General features: G+C 59.0%; 14 protein-coding genes. 10 read left to right on the plus strand and 4 right to left on the minus strand.

Translation table 11 applies throughout. From position 1 onward, the window contains the following. Nucleotides 1-70 precede the first annotated feature (70 nt). From F617_RS0105715 to F617_RS0105745, 7 genes are all read left to right on the plus strand, one after another. Nucleotides 71-2,359 carry an NADP-dependent malic enzyme gene (locus F617_RS0105715; RefSeq protein WP_003510961.1) on the plus strand — a complete coding sequence of 763 codons (2,289 nt, stop codon included), beginning with the start codon at nt 71-73 and terminating at the stop codon, nt 2,357-2,359. A 267-nt stretch (nt 2,360-2,626) separates the two neighbouring features. Continuing rightward, nucleotides 2,627-3,466 carry a transporter substrate-binding domain-containing protein gene (locus F617_RS0105720; protein WP_019564695.1) on the plus strand — a complete coding sequence of 280 codons (840 nt, stop codon included), beginning with the start codon at nt 2,627-2,629 and terminating at the stop codon, nt 3,464-3,466. A gap of 203 nt (nt 3,467-3,669) precedes the next feature. Further along, nucleotides 3,670-4,413, plus strand: coding sequence for an amino acid ABC transporter permease (locus tag F617_RS0105725; RefSeq protein WP_003510965.1), 744 nt, complete (start codon nt 3,670-3,672; stop codon nt 4,411-4,413). After that, the gene (locus F617_RS0105730) at nt 4,410-5,192 is read left to right on the plus strand and encodes an amino acid ABC transporter permease (protein ID WP_019564696.1); all 783 of its coding nucleotides are present in this window, start codon (nt 4,410-4,412) and stop codon (nt 5,190-5,192) included. The genes F617_RS0105725 and F617_RS0105730 overlap by 4 nt, the downstream gene beginning before the upstream one ends. A gap of 12 nt (nt 5,193-5,204) precedes the next feature. Next, a complete protein-coding gene (locus tag F617_RS0105735; RefSeq protein ID WP_013761605.1) occupies nt 5,205-6,005 on the plus strand; it encodes an amino acid ABC transporter ATP-binding protein in 801 nt (266 codons plus the stop codon). 4 nt (nt 6,006-6,009) lie between these two features. Beyond that, nucleotides 6,010-7,356, plus strand: a complete 1,347-nt coding sequence (locus F617_RS0105740; protein ID WP_019564697.1) for an MmgE/PrpD family protein — start codon at nt 6,010-6,012, stop codon at nt 7,354-7,356. A gap of 18 nt (nt 7,357-7,374) precedes the next feature. Beyond that, complete coding sequence (locus tag F617_RS0105745; RefSeq protein WP_019564698.1) at nt 7,375-8,694, plus strand: LLM class flavin-dependent oxidoreductase; 1,320 nt, start codon at nt 7,375-7,377, stop codon at nt 8,692-8,694. A gap of 70 nt (nt 8,695-8,764) precedes the next feature. Here the strand turns inward: F617_RS0105745 and F617_RS0105750 are convergent, their stop codons facing one another. Further along, nucleotides 8,765-10,501 carry a PAS domain-containing methyl-accepting chemotaxis protein gene (locus F617_RS0105750; protein WP_019564699.1) on the minus strand — a complete coding sequence of 579 codons (1,737 nt, stop codon included), beginning with the start codon at nt 10,499-10,501 and terminating at the stop codon, nt 8,765-8,767. A 332-nt stretch (nt 10,502-10,833) separates the two neighbouring features. On the opposite strand from F617_RS0105750, the gene F617_RS0105755 reads away from it, so the two are divergent. Then, a complete protein-coding gene (locus tag F617_RS0105755) occupies nt 10,834-12,087 on the plus strand; it encodes an FAD-binding oxidoreductase (protein ID WP_019564700.1) in 1,254 nt (417 codons plus the stop codon). Between the two features lie 62 nt (nt 12,088-12,149). Here the strand turns inward: F617_RS0105755 and F617_RS0105760 are convergent, their stop codons facing one another. Both F617_RS0105760 and F617_RS0105765 read right to left on the minus strand, forming a co-directional pair. After that, nucleotides 12,150-12,683, minus strand: coding sequence for a hypothetical protein (locus tag F617_RS0105760; protein WP_019564701.1), 534 nt, complete (start codon nt 12,681-12,683; stop codon nt 12,150-12,152). An 82-nt stretch (nt 12,684-12,765) separates the two neighbouring features. Continuing rightward, nucleotides 12,766-12,990 carry an aa3-type cytochrome c oxidase subunit IV gene (locus tag F617_RS0105765; RefSeq protein ID WP_003510978.1) on the minus strand — a complete coding sequence of 75 codons (225 nt, stop codon included), beginning with the start codon at nt 12,988-12,990 and terminating at the stop codon, nt 12,766-12,768. 415 nt (nt 12,991-13,405) lie between these two features. Here F617_RS0105765 and F617_RS0105775 point away from each other — a divergent pair, with 415 nt between their 5' ends. Further along, nucleotides 13,406-13,945, plus strand: coding sequence for a TRAP transporter small permease subunit (locus tag F617_RS0105775; protein WP_003510982.1), 540 nt, complete (start codon nt 13,406-13,408; stop codon nt 13,943-13,945). Between the two features lie 32 nt (nt 13,946-13,977). After that, entirely contained in the window at nt 13,978-15,459 is a 1,482-nt protein-coding gene (locus F617_RS0105780) for a TRAP transporter large permease subunit (RefSeq protein WP_003510985.1), read from the plus strand. Nucleotides 15,460-15,772: 313 nt separating this feature from the next. Here the strand turns inward: F617_RS0105780 and F617_RS0105785 are convergent, their stop codons facing one another. Continuing rightward, nucleotides 15,773-16,870 (minus strand): TRAP transporter substrate-binding protein, encoded by a 1,098-nt coding sequence (locus F617_RS0105785; RefSeq protein ID WP_003510986.1) that lies wholly within the window; start codon nt 16,868-16,870, stop codon nt 15,773-15,775. Between the last annotated feature and the right edge of the window lie 134 nt (nt 16,871-17,004).

A 17,004-nucleotide genomic window follows, 5' to 3' on the forward strand; every position in this document is an offset into this window, starting at 1 on the left:
GCGCGCGAAAAATACAATAACAACGACGGATATTTTTGCACTGTTATCGACACGAAAGCACACTCAGCCCATGTCCGACACGACGAAGCCCGCCAGCCCCAGAACATCGGTTACAGATCAGGAAGCACTGGATTTCCACGCGCAAGGCAGACCGGGGAAACTGGAAATCACCCCGACCAAGCCGATGGCGACTCAGCGGGATCTGTCGCTTGCCTATTCGCCTGGAGTGGCCGTGCCGGTGAAAGCCATCGCCGAAAATCCGGCGACCGCTTACGATTATACGACACGCGGCAACATGGTGGCAGTCATCTCCAACGGCACGGCGATCCTCGGTCTCGGCAATCTCGGTGCGCTCGCCTCCAAGCCTGTCATGGAAGGCAAGTCCGTTCTGTTCAAGCGCTTTGCGGATGTGGATTCCATCGATCTCGAGGTCGATACTGAAGACGCCGACGAATTCATCAATTGCGTGCGTTACCTTGGCCCCTCTTTCGGCGGCATCAATCTGGAAGACATCAAGGCGCCGGAGTGCTTCATCATCGAAAGCCGCCTGCGCGAGCTGATGGACATTCCTGTTTTCCATGACGACCAGCACGGAACCGCCATCATCGCCGCCGCCGGTCTCATCAACGCCATCGAACTGACAGGCCGAGACTTCAAGACGACGAAGCTCGTCTGTAACGGCGCAGGTGCTGCTGCCATCGCCTGCATGGACCTCATCAAGGCCATGGGTTTCAACCCCGAAAACATCACGCTTTGCGACACCAAGGGCGTGATCTACCAGGGCCGCACCGAAGGCATGAACCAGTGGAAATCCGCCCATGCGGTAAAGACTGACAACCGCACGCTGACTGAGGCCATGAAGGGCGCGGATGTCGTCTTCGGCCTGTCGCAGAAGGGTGCCTTCACCGAAGAGATGATCCGCTCCATGGCGCCGAAGCCGATCATTTTCGCAATGGCCAACCCTGACCCGGAAATCACCCCGGAAGAAGTCGCCCGCATCCGCGATGACGCCATCATGGCGACCGGGCGTTCGGATTATCCGAACCAGGTCAACAACGTCCTCGGCTTTCCCTATATCTTCCGCGGCGCGCTCGATGTCCGTGCAAGCCAGATCAACGACGCAATGAAGATTGCCGCTGCACAGGCGCTGGCCGATCTTGCCCGCGAGGATGTGCCGGATGATGTGGCCGCCGCCTATCAGGGCAACCGCCCGCGCTTCGGATCGCAATATATCATTCCCGTTCCCTTCGATCCGCGACTGATCTCGGCAATTCCGGTTGCCGTGGCCAAGGCCGCCATCGAAACCGGCGTCGCTCGTCGCGAATTGCCCGATCTCGATGCCTATGCCCGCGAGCTTTCCGCCCGCCGCGACCCCATGGCGTCGACCACGCAGCGCCTTTACGAGCGTGTGCGCCGCTCTCCGAAGCGTGTCGTTTTCGCCGAAGCGGAAGAAGAACAGGTGATGCGCGCAGCGATCTCGTTTACCGCGCAGGGGCTTGGCACCGCCATCCTGCTCGGCCGTGACGACATCATCAAGGCCAATGCGGAGCGTGCCGGCATCGATCTCGACCGCGCCAATATAGAGATCACCAATGCCCGCCTTTCCAGCCGCGTCGATGCCTATGTCGATTATCTCTATGCGCGTTTGCAGCGCGGCGGCTTCCTGCTGCGCGACGTGCAGCGCCTGATCCACAACGACCGTAACCATTTCGCCGCCTGCATGGTGGCGATGGGCGATGCGGACGCCGTGGTCACCGGCGTTACCCGCAACTATTCCACGGCGCTCGAGGATATCCGCCGCTGCATCAACACCAAACCCGGCCACCGTGTCATCGGCGTTTCTCTGGTCGTGTCGCGCAACCGAACGGTCTTCGTGGCAGATACCGCCGTGCACGACATGCCGTCCGCCGAAGACCTTGCCGATATCGCCGAAGAAGCGGCCGGTCTTGCCCGCCGTTTCGGCTACGAACCGCGTGTGGCGATGCTCGCCTATTCCACCTTCGGCCAGCCGGTTGGCGAACGCTCCGACAAGGTGCGCGAAGCGGTGAAAATCCTCGACAAGCGCAACGTCAATTTTGAGGTCGACGGGGAAATGTCGGCCGATGTGGCGCTGAACCATCATCGCATGCAGAGCCAGTATCCCTTTGCCCGCCTTTCCGGTGCGGCCAACGTGCTGGTCATGCCAGCCATCCATTCCGCCTCGATCTCCACCAAGATGCTACAGGAACTGGGCGGCGCGACCGTCATCGGCCCGCTTCTCGTCGGCCTCGACAAATCGGTGCAGATCACCTCGATGGGTGCCAAGGACAGCGACATCGTCAATATGGCGGCGATCGCGGCCTATAACGCCGGTCGGTAACGATGTGGGAGCGCTCTTCGGGAGAAGGGTGCTCAAAATGCCCCGGCATAGCCAGCATATCCTCGCCCTGTGGCGAGGATATGCCAAAGCGCCGAACCCCGGCACCGTAAGAACAAGATTCTACGATTTCAAATTATTAGGTTATTTTTTCTCACCAGAGAACTTATTGGAACACGATTTTATTTATACGATTTTTTGCGCAACGCCAATTCTCGCTCTCGACGGACGCCTCATGTAGTTTCCACCCACAACCAAAAGGAAATACCCATGGCCCTCTCCTTCTCCAGATTTGCCGCAAAACTCATCGCCGGAACCGTCGCTATCGCTTCGATGGCCACCGCCGCTCACGCGGATGCGACGCTCGACCGTATCAAGGGTCGCGGCAAGCTCACCGTCGGCGTCATCCTGTCCGGCGCGCCTTTCGGCTTCATCGATCCGAAGACGCAGGAGCAGAAGGGCCTCAACATCGACGTCGCCAAGGCGCTGGCCGCCGGTCTCGGTGTGGAGCTGGTGACCGAAACCGTGACCCCGCCCAACCGCGTGCAGTTCCTGCAGCAGGGCAAGGTCGATATTCTGATCGCCAACATGCAGTACACGGAAGAGCGCGCCAAAACGCTCGATTACGTGCCCACCCCCTATGACCGCCAGGGCGGCGCAGCCATCGGTCGAAAGGACTCGGGCATCAAGGACTGGCCGGACCTGAAGGGCAAGATTGCCTGCGTATCGCAGGGCTCCAACTACACCCAGCCGCTGATCGAGCAATATGGCGCGCAGGTAAAGGCGTTGCCGAGCCAGCCGGAATCGCTGCTCGCGCTGAAGGGCGGCAATTGCGATGTCTCCGTGCACGTCAACGGCACGCTGAGCCTGATGCTTCAGGACCGCGCCGATGAGTGGAAGGATTACGGCATCCTGATCCCCACCGACCTTATCCCTTCTGACTCCGTCATCTGGCTGCGCAAGGGCGAGGCCGACACGCAGGCTGCGCTCGACAAGATCGTCAAGGAGCTGCACGCTTCCGGCAAAATGATCGAATTCGCCAAGGCCAACCGCCTGCCGAGCATCGGCTTCATGGAAGAGCAGAAGACGAAGCTCTCCGCGGCGCAGTAACGGCTGGGCAATCCCGCTTGCTCCGTCACCCCGGAACTGGTCCGGGGGACCGGCATGTCGTAGGGGCATCTGCCATCACGGAGATTTCCCCTCACCACTGAGAACGGCCGGTTTCGCCCGCCGTTCTTTTCTGCTTTATAGCAAGACAGGTCATTCTGGCACCGCCTGCCGGGCGGCAGCCGCGACAACAGCATGGATATCCGATGCAGGATGGATTTACAGCGCGTTTCATAGAGTTGGCCGCGCATATAGGCCTCAACTATGACTTTCTGAACAGCGGCTACGAGGTTCAGATCTGGCTCGACGGCATGAAGATGACGCTCATCCTCGTCGCCGTCACCCTGCCGCTCAGCCTCGTTTTCGGCTTCATTTTCGCCGCCATGCTCACGTCAGGCAAAGGCTGGCTCGCCGGTCCGGTGCGCGCCTATGTGGAATTGACGCGCAACACGCCGACGCTGGTGCAGCTGATGTGTGGTTTCCTTGTGCTCAACATGTTGATTTCAAACGCGCTCGGCGGCGCGCAGAACAATCCGCTCACCCCGTTCTTCTGGGTCGTCGCCATCACCGGCCTGCACGTTGCCGCCTTCCATGCGGAAGCCTTGCGCGGCGGTATCGAGGCGGTGCCGGCTACCACCATCGAGGCGGCACGCGCCATCGGTTTCAGCTCTTTCGAGATTTTACGTTACGTGGAATTTCCGCTGGCAATCCGCACGGCACTTCCTTCCATCATCAACAATCTCATCAATCTGGTGAAGCTCACCACCGTCGGCTCGGCGATTGCGGTCGGTGAAATCACCTATGCCTCGATCCTGATCTGGACGCAGCGCGACAATGTGGTCGAACTTATGCTGGTGATCCTCATCTTTTTCAGTGTCATCAATTTCATCGTCGCAAGGGCGGGCCTGTGGCTTGAGCGGCGTCTTGCGGTTCCGGGGTTCGGTCAATGAGCGCGGTGGTCTCTCCAACACAGGCGGCGAAGAAGCTGCCTTTCGGCACCATTCTTCTGTGCGGCGTGCTGGTTGCCGTCGTGCTGTGGCTGGTTCTCGATCCCTCGCTCGGACAGGTGCTGCTGGAATGGCTGCCCTATCTGGGCAAGGGTTTTGCCATGAATGTGCTGATCAGCATCCTGGCGATTGCCATCGGCACCATCATCGGCGTCGTGCTTGGCATCACGGAGCTTGCGCCCTATCGGCTCGTGCGCGCGCCGGCGCTCACCTACGTGCAAATCTTCCGCAACGCCCCGCATCTGGTGCTGATTTTCGCCGCGACCTACATCTTCCCCTTCGAGATCGTCGCCTTCGGCAACTACATTCCGTTTCCAGACTGGATCAAGGCCGTGGTCGGGCTTGCGATTCCGGCCAGCGCCCACATCGCCGAAATCACCCGGGGCGCCATCCAGTCCATTCCCACCGCACAATGGGAAGCGGCGCAGGGCCTCGGGTTTTCGCGCAACCAGACGCTGCGCTGGATCATCCTGCCGCAATGCGTGAAGCGCTCGCTGCCGCCGTGGATGAACCTTTACGCCTCCATCACCATGGGCACGGCGCTTGCCTCGCTGGTCGGCGTGCATGAGCTTCTCCACGCCGCAACCGATGCCAGCACCGCCGTGCAGCGCAACGATTTCACCGTCGTGGTCTATCTCACCGTCCTGATGGCGTTCTTCCTGTTCTGCTATCCCGTGTCCCGTTTCACGCAGCGCCTTGAACGGCGCTTCGCTTCCCGCTGATTGGAATACACCATGTCCGCATCCGCCCCCCAAACCGCCGCCAAAGCTCTGGTTGAACTGGAAGGCGTGCACCTGTCCTTCGGCGACAATCAAGTGCTCAAAGGCATTGATCTCACCGTCAACAAGGGCGACGCCGTCTCCATCATCGGCCCTTCCGGCTCGGGCAAATCCACGATCCTGCGCTGCATCAACGGCCTGCTCATTCCGCAATCTGGCAAGATCACCGTGGGGGGCACCCGCGTCGATCAGCTGAAAACGGAAGCTGAGCGCATAACGCTGCGCAAGCGCATCGGCATTGTCTTCCAGCAGTTCAACCTCTTCCCGCATCTAACTGTCATGGAAAATATCACCATCGCGCCGATTAAAATCCTCGGCACGCCGAAGGCGGAAGCCGAGCGTCATGCCCGCGAATTGCTGGAAAAAGTCCGCCTGTCGCAGAAGGTGGATGCCTATCCCGGTCAGCTGTCCGGCGGCCAGCAGCAGCGTGTGGCCATTGCCCGCGCGCTTGCCATGCGGCCTGAACTGGTTCTGTTCGACGAGGTTACCTCCGCACTTGATCCGGAAACCGTCGGCGAAGTGCTCGCCGTCATCCGCGATCTCGTCAATGACGGCATGACCAGCATTCTCGTGACACACGAAATGCGCTTCGCCGAGGAAATCAGCGACAATATCGTCTTCACGGAAAACGGCCTGATCGTTGATCAGGGCACGCCGGAGCACATCTTCTACAAGTCGACCAATCCGCGTATCAACGCCTTCGTAAAGGGCCTCGGCGGACAGGTGGCACGGGTCGCCGACGGCGAAGGGATCTGACGCCATGACCGCCGACGAAAAACTCACCCTTCATCTGGCAGAAGCCATCGCCGCCTCTGATCCGCTCCGCGACGAAGAGGCTGTGACAATCGCCCGCACGGCGCTGATCGACTTTTTTGCCTGTATGCTGGGTGGCGCTTACGACCGAAGCACGAAAATCCTCATCGACAGCTTTACGTCAGGCACATCCGGCACGGCGGGCATTGTCGGCCATGATCTGCGCACGGATGCTTTCACGGCCGCACTCATCAATGGTCATGCGGGGCACGTGCTGGATTATGACGACGTCCATGGCAGCGTGCGCGGCCACCCCACCGTCGCCATCGTTCCCGCTCTATTGGCTGTTGCGGTCGAGGAAGGCTCTACGGCGGATGCATTTATCGCCGCCTATATTGTCGGGCTGGAAACCATGGCGCGGCTTGGCCTGTCGCTCGGTACAAAGCATTACGAAAATGGCTTCCACGCCACCGCGACCCTCGGCCCCATCGGTGCGGCGGCGGCCATTGCCCATCTTCTCAAATTCACCCCGCAGACGACCGCTATCGCACTCGGCCTTGCCGCCACGCAGTCGGCCGGACTTCGCCTGCAATTTGGTTATGATGCCAAGCCCCTGCATGCCGGGCTTGCGACACGCGCTGGCCTCACCGCCGCGCAGCTGGCAAGATCAGGTTTTCAGGGCGCGCCGGATTTTCTGGAAAACCCTATCGGCTTTTATTCCGCCTTCGCCTTTGGCGCGGAACAGCCGAAACGGCTCCTGTCCGGCTGGGGTACACCCTGGCAGATCGTCTCTCCCGGATTGACGCTCAAGGCATTTCCCTGCTGCACCGCCAGCCACCCTGTTGCCGTTGGTGCGCTTGCACTGCGCAGCGCCAGTGATCTGGCACCAGATGAAATCGAAACTGTCGTCATCACCTTCCCCCCGGGAGGCGATGCCGCTCTTGTGGGTTCGGCCACACCCGCCACGGGCATCGATGCGCGTTTCAGCGCCGAATATGTCTTCGCCGCCGCACTGACGGATGGCGCACTCGGCATCAGCCATTTCGACGAACGCCCTGCACGCGCCGACCTGCTTGGACTTTCCGCAAAAGTCTCGCGCCGGCACGACGAGACCGCCCGCCGCCTCTCGCCGGATCCGACCACGCGTTTCGTGGTCATCGACGTGACGAAGAAGGATGGCACGGTGCTGTCGCGCCGTATTGACGGTCTTCCCGGCATTGATGACCCCACGGAAAAATTTGCCGACGCCACCGGCGGCAATGAGAAATTCGCCGGAATTCCCGCACTGGTGCGGACCATGAAAACCTCAGCCGACCTCAAGAAGTTAGAAGCGCTTCTGGCAACGCAAATATAACACGACTGAAATAAAGGCATGATCACCATGACCACGAATACCCGCAAAAGACAGATGCATCTTGGCCTGTTCCTGCAAGGAGCCGGCCACCACGTTTCCGGCTGGCGTCACCCGGATGCGGAAGCCGGCAGCGAGAATTTCGACCTGTTGACCCGTGTCACGAAAATGGCCGAAGATGCCAAGTTCGACATGGTCTTTCTGGCCGATGGCCTCACAAGCGGCGTCGACGCCCATCCCTCGATGATCGCCCGTTTCGAGCCGCTTACCCTGCTTGCGGCGCTTGCCATGGTGACAAACAAGATTGGACTGGCCGCCACCGCCTCCACAACCTATGGTGAGCCCTACCACACCGCACGCGCCTTCGCCTCCATCGACCATCTCAGCCACGGGCGTGCGGCGTGGAACATCGTTACCACCTCCTATGCCCGCACGGCGGCGAACTTCTCCAAGAGCCATCCCGAGCATGACGAGCGTTATGCCGTTGCGGAAGAATATGTGAACGTCGTGCGTGGCCTGTGGGACAGCTGGGACGACGACGCCTTCGTCAAGGACAAGGAAGGCGGCCGCTACGTCGATCCGCAGAAGGTCCACATTCTCGATCACGAAGGCAAATATTTCACGGTGAAGGGGCCGCTGAACATTCCGCGTTCGCCGCAGGGTCACCCAGTTCTCATTCAGGCCGGCTCCTCCGGCCCGGGGCAGGATCTCGCCGCCCGCACTGCCGATATCGTCTTCACAGCCCAGCAGGCCATTTCCGAGGCGCAGGCCTTCTACACCAGCCTAAAGGCGCGAGTGGAGAAATTCGGCCGCGATCCCGCAAGCGTTGCCGTGATGCCCGGTTTCATGCCCATCATCGGCAAGAGCTTCAAAGAGGCCGGCGAGAAGCTGAAGGAGCTGAACCGCTGGACCGACATCAAGAGCGCCATGCCGTTGCTTGAGGAACGCATCGGCCATAGCCTTACCGAGTATGATCTCGACGGCCCGCTGCCGGACCTGCCTATTTCCGACCAGTTGCGCAGCCGCGCCGAACTTTTGACAGAACTGGCGCGCCGCGAAAAGTTGACGATCCGGGAACTGGCGCTGCGCGTTGCAGCTGGTCGTGGCCACCATATCGTCATGGGCACGGCCAAGGACGTTGCGGATCGCATGCAGGAGTGGTTCGAGAACGGCGCGGCAGACGGCTTCAACGTCATGCCGCCCTTCTTCCCCGGCGGGTTGGAAGAATTCAACCGCGAAGTCGTGCCGCTCTTGCAGGAACGTGGCCTGTTCCGCAAGGAATACGAAGGCTCGACGTTGCGCGACCATCTCGGCATCAACAGGCCTGCCCTGCGGGCATAAAAAACGGATGCCCGGCGACGGGCATCCGTATGACAAGAGGCTCACGTGGAAGCAGGCTGTCGCCGATCCGTCAGGCTGCTTTCCTTCCCGACAGTTTCACACTGTGGCTCGTCCGCGACGAGTTGGATGAAATGGATGCCCCGTCGTCGCGCTGGGTCGCGCGGCGGTTCAATTTGAACAGGCTGACCAGTTGCGCCAGCACATCCGCACCCTGGGCAAGTGTAGCGCTAATGGCGGTCGTGCGCGCGCTCATCGCCGCGTTTTCCTGCGTCATCCGGTCGAGCTGGTTGACTGCGCGGTTGATTTCGCTGATGCCTAAGGCCTGTTCATCGGCGGCCTTGGCGATCATATCGACATTGCCGTCAATGTGCTTCACCAGCGCATCGATCTGCTTCAGCGCCTCACCCGTCTCGCCAACAAGCCGCACGCCTTCCATAACTTCGGTGCCGGAATTGTTGATGAGCGCCTTGATTTCCTTGGCGGCACTGGCGGAGCGTTGCGCAAGTTCGCGCACCTCCTGTGCCACGACCGCAAAACCCTTGCCCGCATCACCCGCGCGCGCGGCTTCGACGCCCGCATTCAGGGCAAGAAGGTTGGTCTGGAAGGCGATTTCGTCGATAACGCCGATAATCTGGCTGATTTCCCGCGATGCCGTCTCGATGCGCTGCATGGCGTTGACGGTACGCCCAACGACTTCGGTGGAAGCCGCCGTTGACGTCCGCGCACTCTGAACGAGTTTTCGGGTTTCCTTGGTGTTTTCCGTCGATGCCCGTACGGTCGCGGTGATTTCTTCCAGCGCCGCCGAGGTTTCCTCCAGCGCCACGGCCTGCTCACGCGATCTTTCAGCGAGATGAACAGAGGCTTCGCTGACTTCCTGGCTGCTTCTGGTCAGGTCATCGGTCTGCCCAAGAACATTTTCCAGGGTTTTCTGGAATTCGGCGATGGACTTGTTGAAATCCCGTCTCAGCCCCTCGAACTCACCCACGAAAGGCTTGTCGAGCGTGACGCGGATGTTGCACTGGGAAAGACGCTCAAGCGCCGCGCCCAGTTCTTCCACCGCATGCACGCGGTCCGTTACATCGAAGGCAAATTTCACCACCTTGACGACTTTTCCCCGCTCGTCGATGATCGGGTTGTAGGACGCCTGGATGAAGACGCGTTTTTCGTTCTTGCCAAGCCGCATGAACTGACCGGTCGAGAACTCTCCCTTACCAAGATCCTTCCAGAAATTGCGGTACTCTTCGGACTGCACGTAGCCACGCTCACAAAACATCGAATGATGGTTGCCGATGATCTCTTCCGCCGTGTAGCCGAGTGCTGTGAGGAAGTTTTCATTCGCGGAGAGAATTTTCCCCTCGGGCGTGAACTCGATCATCGCCTGCGCACGCGAAAGCGCTGCCAGCTTGCCGTTATCCTCGGTGCTTCGGCGCTTCGTCGCCGTGATATCGGAAGCGATCTTGACCACCTTGTAAGGTTTGCCGAAACGAAAAACCGGATTGTAGGAGGCTTCAATCCAGATGTCGTCGCCGGTTTTCGACCGCCGCCGATATTGGCCCTGATCGTATTCGCCGCGTGAGAGTTTCGCCCAGAAGGCCTTGTATTCGGGTGACGCTGCATCTTCGGGAGACAGGAACATGCTATGGGGGCGTCCGATGATTTCTGATTGCTGATAGCCGACCGCCTTGCAGAAATTGTCGTTCGCTTTCAGAATTTTGCCAGTCAGATCGAACTCGATGATGGCTTGCGAGCGGCTTAGGGCATCAAGTACCGCAGATGCGTCCGTACCGAGTTTGAAAAATTGAGACATGTCTTTGAACTCCCAACAATAACTTGTATGCGGACCTTTCCTCCTCGATGCCAAGGAGATGAAAATAAAGGATCGGTCTGCGTGTACGCGAAACCTAGCCGGACACTGTTAAATAGCAATTAATGATGACCCATAACTATTGGTGCAATGACCGAAACTGTTGGCAAGAATACTTCAGACCGAGCTGCCTTTACCAACCCGTCCGCACCGGATGAGAACCGCTTATTTGCCACAGTGCTGATATTTCTGCCGCCGCAGAGCGATACGGGCTTTCATCGGTACGGCATTCATTGTTATGGCGGGCTTGAAAGATTTGTGTTGCAGGAGCGCCGATGACCAAAACCCTGAAATGCGACGTGCTGGTGATCGGCACCGGCATTATCGGTTCCATGGCGGCGCTTTACCTGCAAAATGCCGGGCGTGAGGTCTTTCTTCTGGAGCGCGGTGAAGTTGCCCGGGGCGCGAGCTCCGGTAATGCCGGCATCCTGGCCTTTCCCGAAATCATCCCCATTCCCGCCCCCGGCATCATGAGAAAAGCACCGCGCTGGCTTTTCGATCCGCTTGGCCCGCTCAGTGTGCCGCCTGCTTATGCGCCGAAGATCGCGCCGTGGCTGTGGCGTTTCTGGCGCGCCAGCGCTGAGCGCAACTTTCGCCACGGCCTGAGAACGCTCAGCGAGATCAACCGGCTGTCCGCCACCGAAATGGCCCATGTCGCCGCCATGCCGGAGCTCTCGCACTTTGTCGCGAAAACCGGCACGCTCGATCTTTACGACAGCGAAGCCAGCCTCAACGCTGCCCGCAAGGACTGGGATGAAAAGGAACAGGCAGGCTTCTCTTCCAAGCGTGTCGCCCGCAACGAGATAGACGAATTGCAGCCGGGTCTTGCCCCGCAATTCCGCCACGCCATGTTCTCGCCTGATGGCTTGCAGGTCTCCGATCCCTACGACTTCACCCGTGCCATTTTCGACCTGGTGATCGCCCGTGGCGGAAAGCTGCGCAAGGGCGAGGCAGAACGCATCGACGCCGTCGGCGAAAGTACGATCGTGACCCTGGAAAACGGCGACAAGATCGACGCCGACAAGGTGGTGATCGCCTGCGGCGCGTGGTCCAAGCCGCTTGCCGCAACACTTGGCAACATCGTGCCGCTGGAAACCGAACGCGGCTATAACACCACCCTGCCCGCCGGCGCCTTCAACCTCACGCGCCAGCTTTATTTCAACGACCACGGTTTTGTCGTTACACCGCTATCTTCCGGCATCCGCGTTGGCGGCGCAGTCGAGTTGGGCGGTCTGGAGTTGAAACCGAATTTCAAACGATCCGAGGCCATGCTCAAGAAAGCCGGTCGTTTCCTGCCCGGTCTCAAGGTTGAAGGCGGCCAGCAATGGATGGGGTTCCGCCCTTCGATGCCGGACTTTCTTCCCGTCATCGGCACGGCGCGCACCACACCTTCCGTCATCTATGCCTTTGGCCATGGTCATTTGGGGCTGACGCAATCGGCAGCTACCGCCCGCCTCGTGACGCAACTGGCAAACGGCGAGGAGACCGCAATATCGGTCGATCCGTTCCGTCCGGGGCGTTTTTCCTGAAAATGCGGAAATCCGGTTTCAAGCCTGTTAGAGTTTCTACGGTTTAAGCGGACGCCTGCGCGCTATTTCACCTGCTGTACGGAATCTTCCGGAAACTCCACCGTGGCGAAGGACGGATAGACCTTTCGCAGGATCGTCACCTGCTGCTGATCGCTCACACGCAGCAAATACCATTGCGTACCGTCGATAAGCGCCAGGGTATGGGATTTCGCTTCGATCGTCTGGCCGCCGGTTTCCATCACCGTTTTCGTCGGAACGAGCGCATAGGGCGTTCCATCAGGCGTCTGCTGCACACTGATCGCCGCCGTGTCCATGGTGAATTCGGTGATCTTGACTGCTGCAAGCGCCATTTGCATCTGCGTGGTCAGAGCGCTACGCAACTGCCCGACGGAAACACCCGCGTCGTTTGCAATGAATTCAAAGATTTTCGGCGGCACCGTCCGGCCGACAAAATCAAAATCCTGCGCATTCAAGGCGGCGCTGAACCGCTCTATCTGTGTTTGCAGCTTGTCTTGCTCAGACGGCAAAAGATCGCGCGACAAAGCGGGATGCGACATCACCGCCAGCAATAACAGCCAGGAAAACAGGCGTTTCATTGTTTCGCCTTTCCAGGTTTGGGCTTGCCGGTTGCACGGCATCGCAACGTCCGCGCCGCGAAACGCTTGTGAACAGCGTTGCTCAGCGCAGCAGAATGAAACCCGCAGCCGAAAGCACGAGGAAAACGATAAGGCCGCCAAGGAAACCCACGGACGTAAAGAAACCCGCGACCATGGCCAGCATCAGCACGCAGACCAGCATCGTGCCGTACTTCGTCATGGCAAGAAAAGCGTTGTAGGTCTTTTCATGCTCGGCGTAGTTCATCTCGGCGCCAACTTCGACCGGACCTGTGTGGTGTTCGCTCATTCCGCTTCCCCTTCTGCTCCATCCGCCATACCCGCCGCACAAGACAATTTGCCCTGCGGACGATAACGGGCCCATGCCGGATTCTCCGGAGCCAGAGGTAACATGAAGTCGGCGAAAAGTGCAATGCGTTCCACACGAAAGAACATCGATGACAAGCGGGGCAAACGGTATGCCGTGCAAAGCGTGCCGTCGTGCAACATTCTTTTGTAAACGGTTGAAAACGGCGGCCATGCGGCCGGTTTAATAGTGGTTTCGGTTGCTTTTCGGACAGCCTGCCCATACACGGGATTCTGTGGGGAGGAACGCCGGAATTTGGCTGTGCGGATACGCGTGGAGGCGTGCCCGTCACGATGGCCGACCGGCTTGCTTGCCACCATAACCCGCAAAGGGCCCGGCAAGGGAAGAGGGGAAAGTCATGAAACCGCTTTTGAAATTAAGTGCGCTGATCGACCTTGTCAGCGAAGCTCTGGGCAAGGTCGCCGGTTATCTGGTGCTTGTCTGCTGCCTCGTCAGCGCCGGAAACGCCATGGTGCGTTATACCTTCAACTATAGTTCAAACGGCTGGCTCGAAATCCAGTGGTACATGTTTGCCTTCATCGTGCTGGTGGGTGCCTCCTACACGCTGCGCATGAACGAACATGTGCGGGTGGACATCATCTACGGGGCTATCTCGTCTCGCACGCGCCTGTGGGTGGACATCATCGGCATCGTACTTTTTCTCATGCCCGCCTGCTTTTATCTGGCCTGGCTTTCCTGGCCGATGTTCATGCTTTCCTGGCATCAGAACGAAATGTCCTCCAATGCCGGCGGGCTGATCCGCTGGCCGGTGAAACTCATCATCTTCGCCGGTTTCGCCCTTCTGGTTCTTCAGGGATTTTCCGAACTCATCAAGCGCATCGGCGCCCTCAACGGGCTTTATGCGCTCGATACGAAGTACGAAAAACCCCTGCAATGATCGCCGCGATCTGAACCTTCAGGATATTTCCCATGTTCGAATATGGAATTCTTCCGCCACTGATGTTCCTCGGCATGATCATCTTCATGCTCTACGGATTTCCGGTTGCTTTCTCTCTTGCCACCGTCGGTCTGGTTTTCGGCGTCATCGGCATCTTCACCGAGCATTTTTCGCCGGCCTTCCTTCAGGCCTTGCCGCTGCGCATCTTCGGCATCGTCTCGAACGACCTGCTGCTCGCCATTCCTTTCTTCACCTTCATGGGCGCGATCCTGGAGCGATGCGGGCTTGCCGAAGATTTGCTTGAAGGCACGGGCAAGCTGTTCGGCGCCATTCCAGGCGGCCTCGCCTATGCCGTCATTATCGTCGGCGCAATCCTTGGCGCGATCACCGGCACGGTTGCCGCCTCCGTCATCACCATGGGCGTCATCTCGCTGCCGATCATGCTGAAATACGGTTACAATCCGCGCCTCGCCACCGGCGTCATCGCCGCGTCGGGAACCATCACGCAGGTCATTCCGCCTTCGCTCGTGCTGATCGTTCTTGCCGACCAGCTCGGCAAATCCGTCGGCGACATGTATCTCGGCGCAATCGGCCCGTCGATCCTGCAAGTCGCCATCTTCATGCTCTTCATCCTGTTCATGTCGATCGTGCGGCCGAAGGATTTGCCTGCTTTGCCGCCAGAAGCGCGGGGCGAACTCAACCGTGCACTGGTATTTCGCGTGCTGGCGGGCATGGTGCCCTCCATCGTGCTGATCTTCCTCGTGCTCGGCACCATCTTCCTCGGCCTTGCAACACCAACGGAAGCCGGCGCGCTCGGCGTCGTCGGCGCCATGGCGCTGGCCGCAGCCCACCGCCGCCTCACCTGGGATCTCGTCAAGCAGGGTATGCATTCCACCATGCACATCACGTCCATGGTGGTGTTCATTCTGGTAGGCGCCACCTGCTTTTCCCTCGTCTTTCAGGGCATGGACGGTTCGCTGTGGATCGAGCACATGTTGTCGGGCATTCCGGGCGGCCCGATCGGCTTCCTGATCTTCGTCAACATCTTCATCTTCTTCCTCGCCTTCTTCCTCGATTTCTTCGAGATCGCCTTCATCGTCATCCCGATGCTCGCACCCATCGCGCAGGCGCTCGGCATCGACCTGATCTGGTTCGGCGTGCTGATCTGCATCAACATGCAGACCAGCTTCATGCACCCGCCCTTCGGTTTCGCGCTGTTCTACCTGCGCTCAATCGCGCCGCGCACGGTCAAGACCTCGGATATCTACATGGGTGCCATTCCCTGGCTCGGCATGCAGCTCATCCTCGTCGCCATCGTGATCTTCTGGCCGGAATCCGTCACCTACTGGTTGGACAAAGCACCCCAGGTGGACCTCAACTCCATAAAGATCGAAGTGCCTGCGTTCGGCAATCAGGGCGGCAACACCATGCCCAATTTCGGCCTGCCAGGAGGCCAGCCGGGTGGGTTGCCAGGCATGCCTAACCTCGGTGAACCACCGAAGATCGGGCCTTAACCGGCGTCTTTTACGGATTTTTCGGAGAACTTATCATTGCTGAGTGGAAGACAGGGTTGCACCCCTGCCTTCCATTTACTCTGTGTGGAAATTGAACCTGACAGTCATCGACCAGCCTGTCCGGTTTTTCCGAGGTCAGCGTGGCCAATCCTTGCCGAGACTGCGCCTGGTCACTGAGCCTGTTGCTTTTGATTCCGACAGCCCTGATCGTCAATCGCCCTTTCCTATCGGGCGGATGCAGGCGCGACGGCACAACAAAAACCCCGGGGACCGAAGTCCCCGAGGCTTTTGTCCGGTCCGCCGCACCGAATAATCAGAGCTTGCCGTTACGCTGCTGGATCATCATGAAAGTATCGAAAGTATATTCCGCAAGCTGCATCCACAGGTAACCTTCGCGCTTGAAGGCGACCTGATCCTCGTAGATCTTCTTGAAGTCCGGGTTGGTTGCTGAAATATTGGCATAGACTTCCAACGCTGCCTTATAGCAGGCCTCGAGGATTTCCTGACTGAAGGGCCGCAGCACCGCACCTTCCGAAACCAGCTGCTTGATGGCGATCGGGTTTTTCGCGTCGTATTTCGCCATCATGCTGGTATTGGCGAAAGCGCAGGCATCCTGCAGCACCGTCTGGTAGTTCTTCGGCAGGCTGTTCCACTTGTCCAGATTGACGAAGGAATGGATGACCGGTCCGCCTTCCCAGAAGGCCGGGTAATAATAATATTTCGCCACCTTCTGGAAACCGAGCTTGTGGTCGTCATACGGACCAACCCATTCGGCGGCATCAATAGTGCCTTTTTCCAGCGCCGGATAGATATCGCCGCCAGCGATCTGCTGCGGGACCACGCCGAGCTTTTCCACCACCTTGCCGGCAAGACCGGCAATGCGCATCTTCACACCCTTGAAATCGTCGACGGTGTTGATTTCCTTGCGGAACCAGCCGCCCATCTGGGCGCCGGTATTGCCTGATATCATGCCGTAGAGATTATGCTTGGCGTAAAACTCGTTGAGCAGCTTGTTGCCGTTGCCTTCGTAGAACCAGGAATTGGTCAGGCGGGCATTAAGACCAAACGGTATCGCCGTGCCGATAGCGAAGGTCGGATCCTTGCCGACGTAATAATAGGAGCAGGTATGGCACATTTCCACCGTACCCGATGATACGGCATCGGCTGCTTGCAGGCCGGGCACGATTTCGCCAGCAGCAAAGGGCTGGATGGTGAAATTGCCGTCGGTAGCGGCCGCCACATGTTTGGCAATATCCTCGGCGCCGCCATAGATTGTATCGAGCGACTTCGGAAACGACGACGTCAGTCGCCAGGTGATCTTGGTATTCTGTTGTGCAATTGCGGGCGCAGCCAAGGCTGTCGCAGCAGCCCCCGCCAGCGCACCTTTTTTCATAAAGGAACGGCGATCCATCTATATCCTCCCAGATATCAACGCTGCCCGCAGCTTGAATTCCCCTCGTGCTGTTCAGGCATCGCAGCAAAGTAAGCACGGTTACCGCCCAGCTGACAAGCACCCGCGCCAAGAATTAATTGCCGGAAAACCAG

Origin of the sequence: Agrobacterium sp. 10MFCol1.1, from assembly GCF_000381165.1 — a bacterium.
Lineage (GTDB): Bacteria > Pseudomonadota > Alphaproteobacteria > Rhizobiales > Rhizobiaceae > Agrobacterium > Agrobacterium tumefaciens.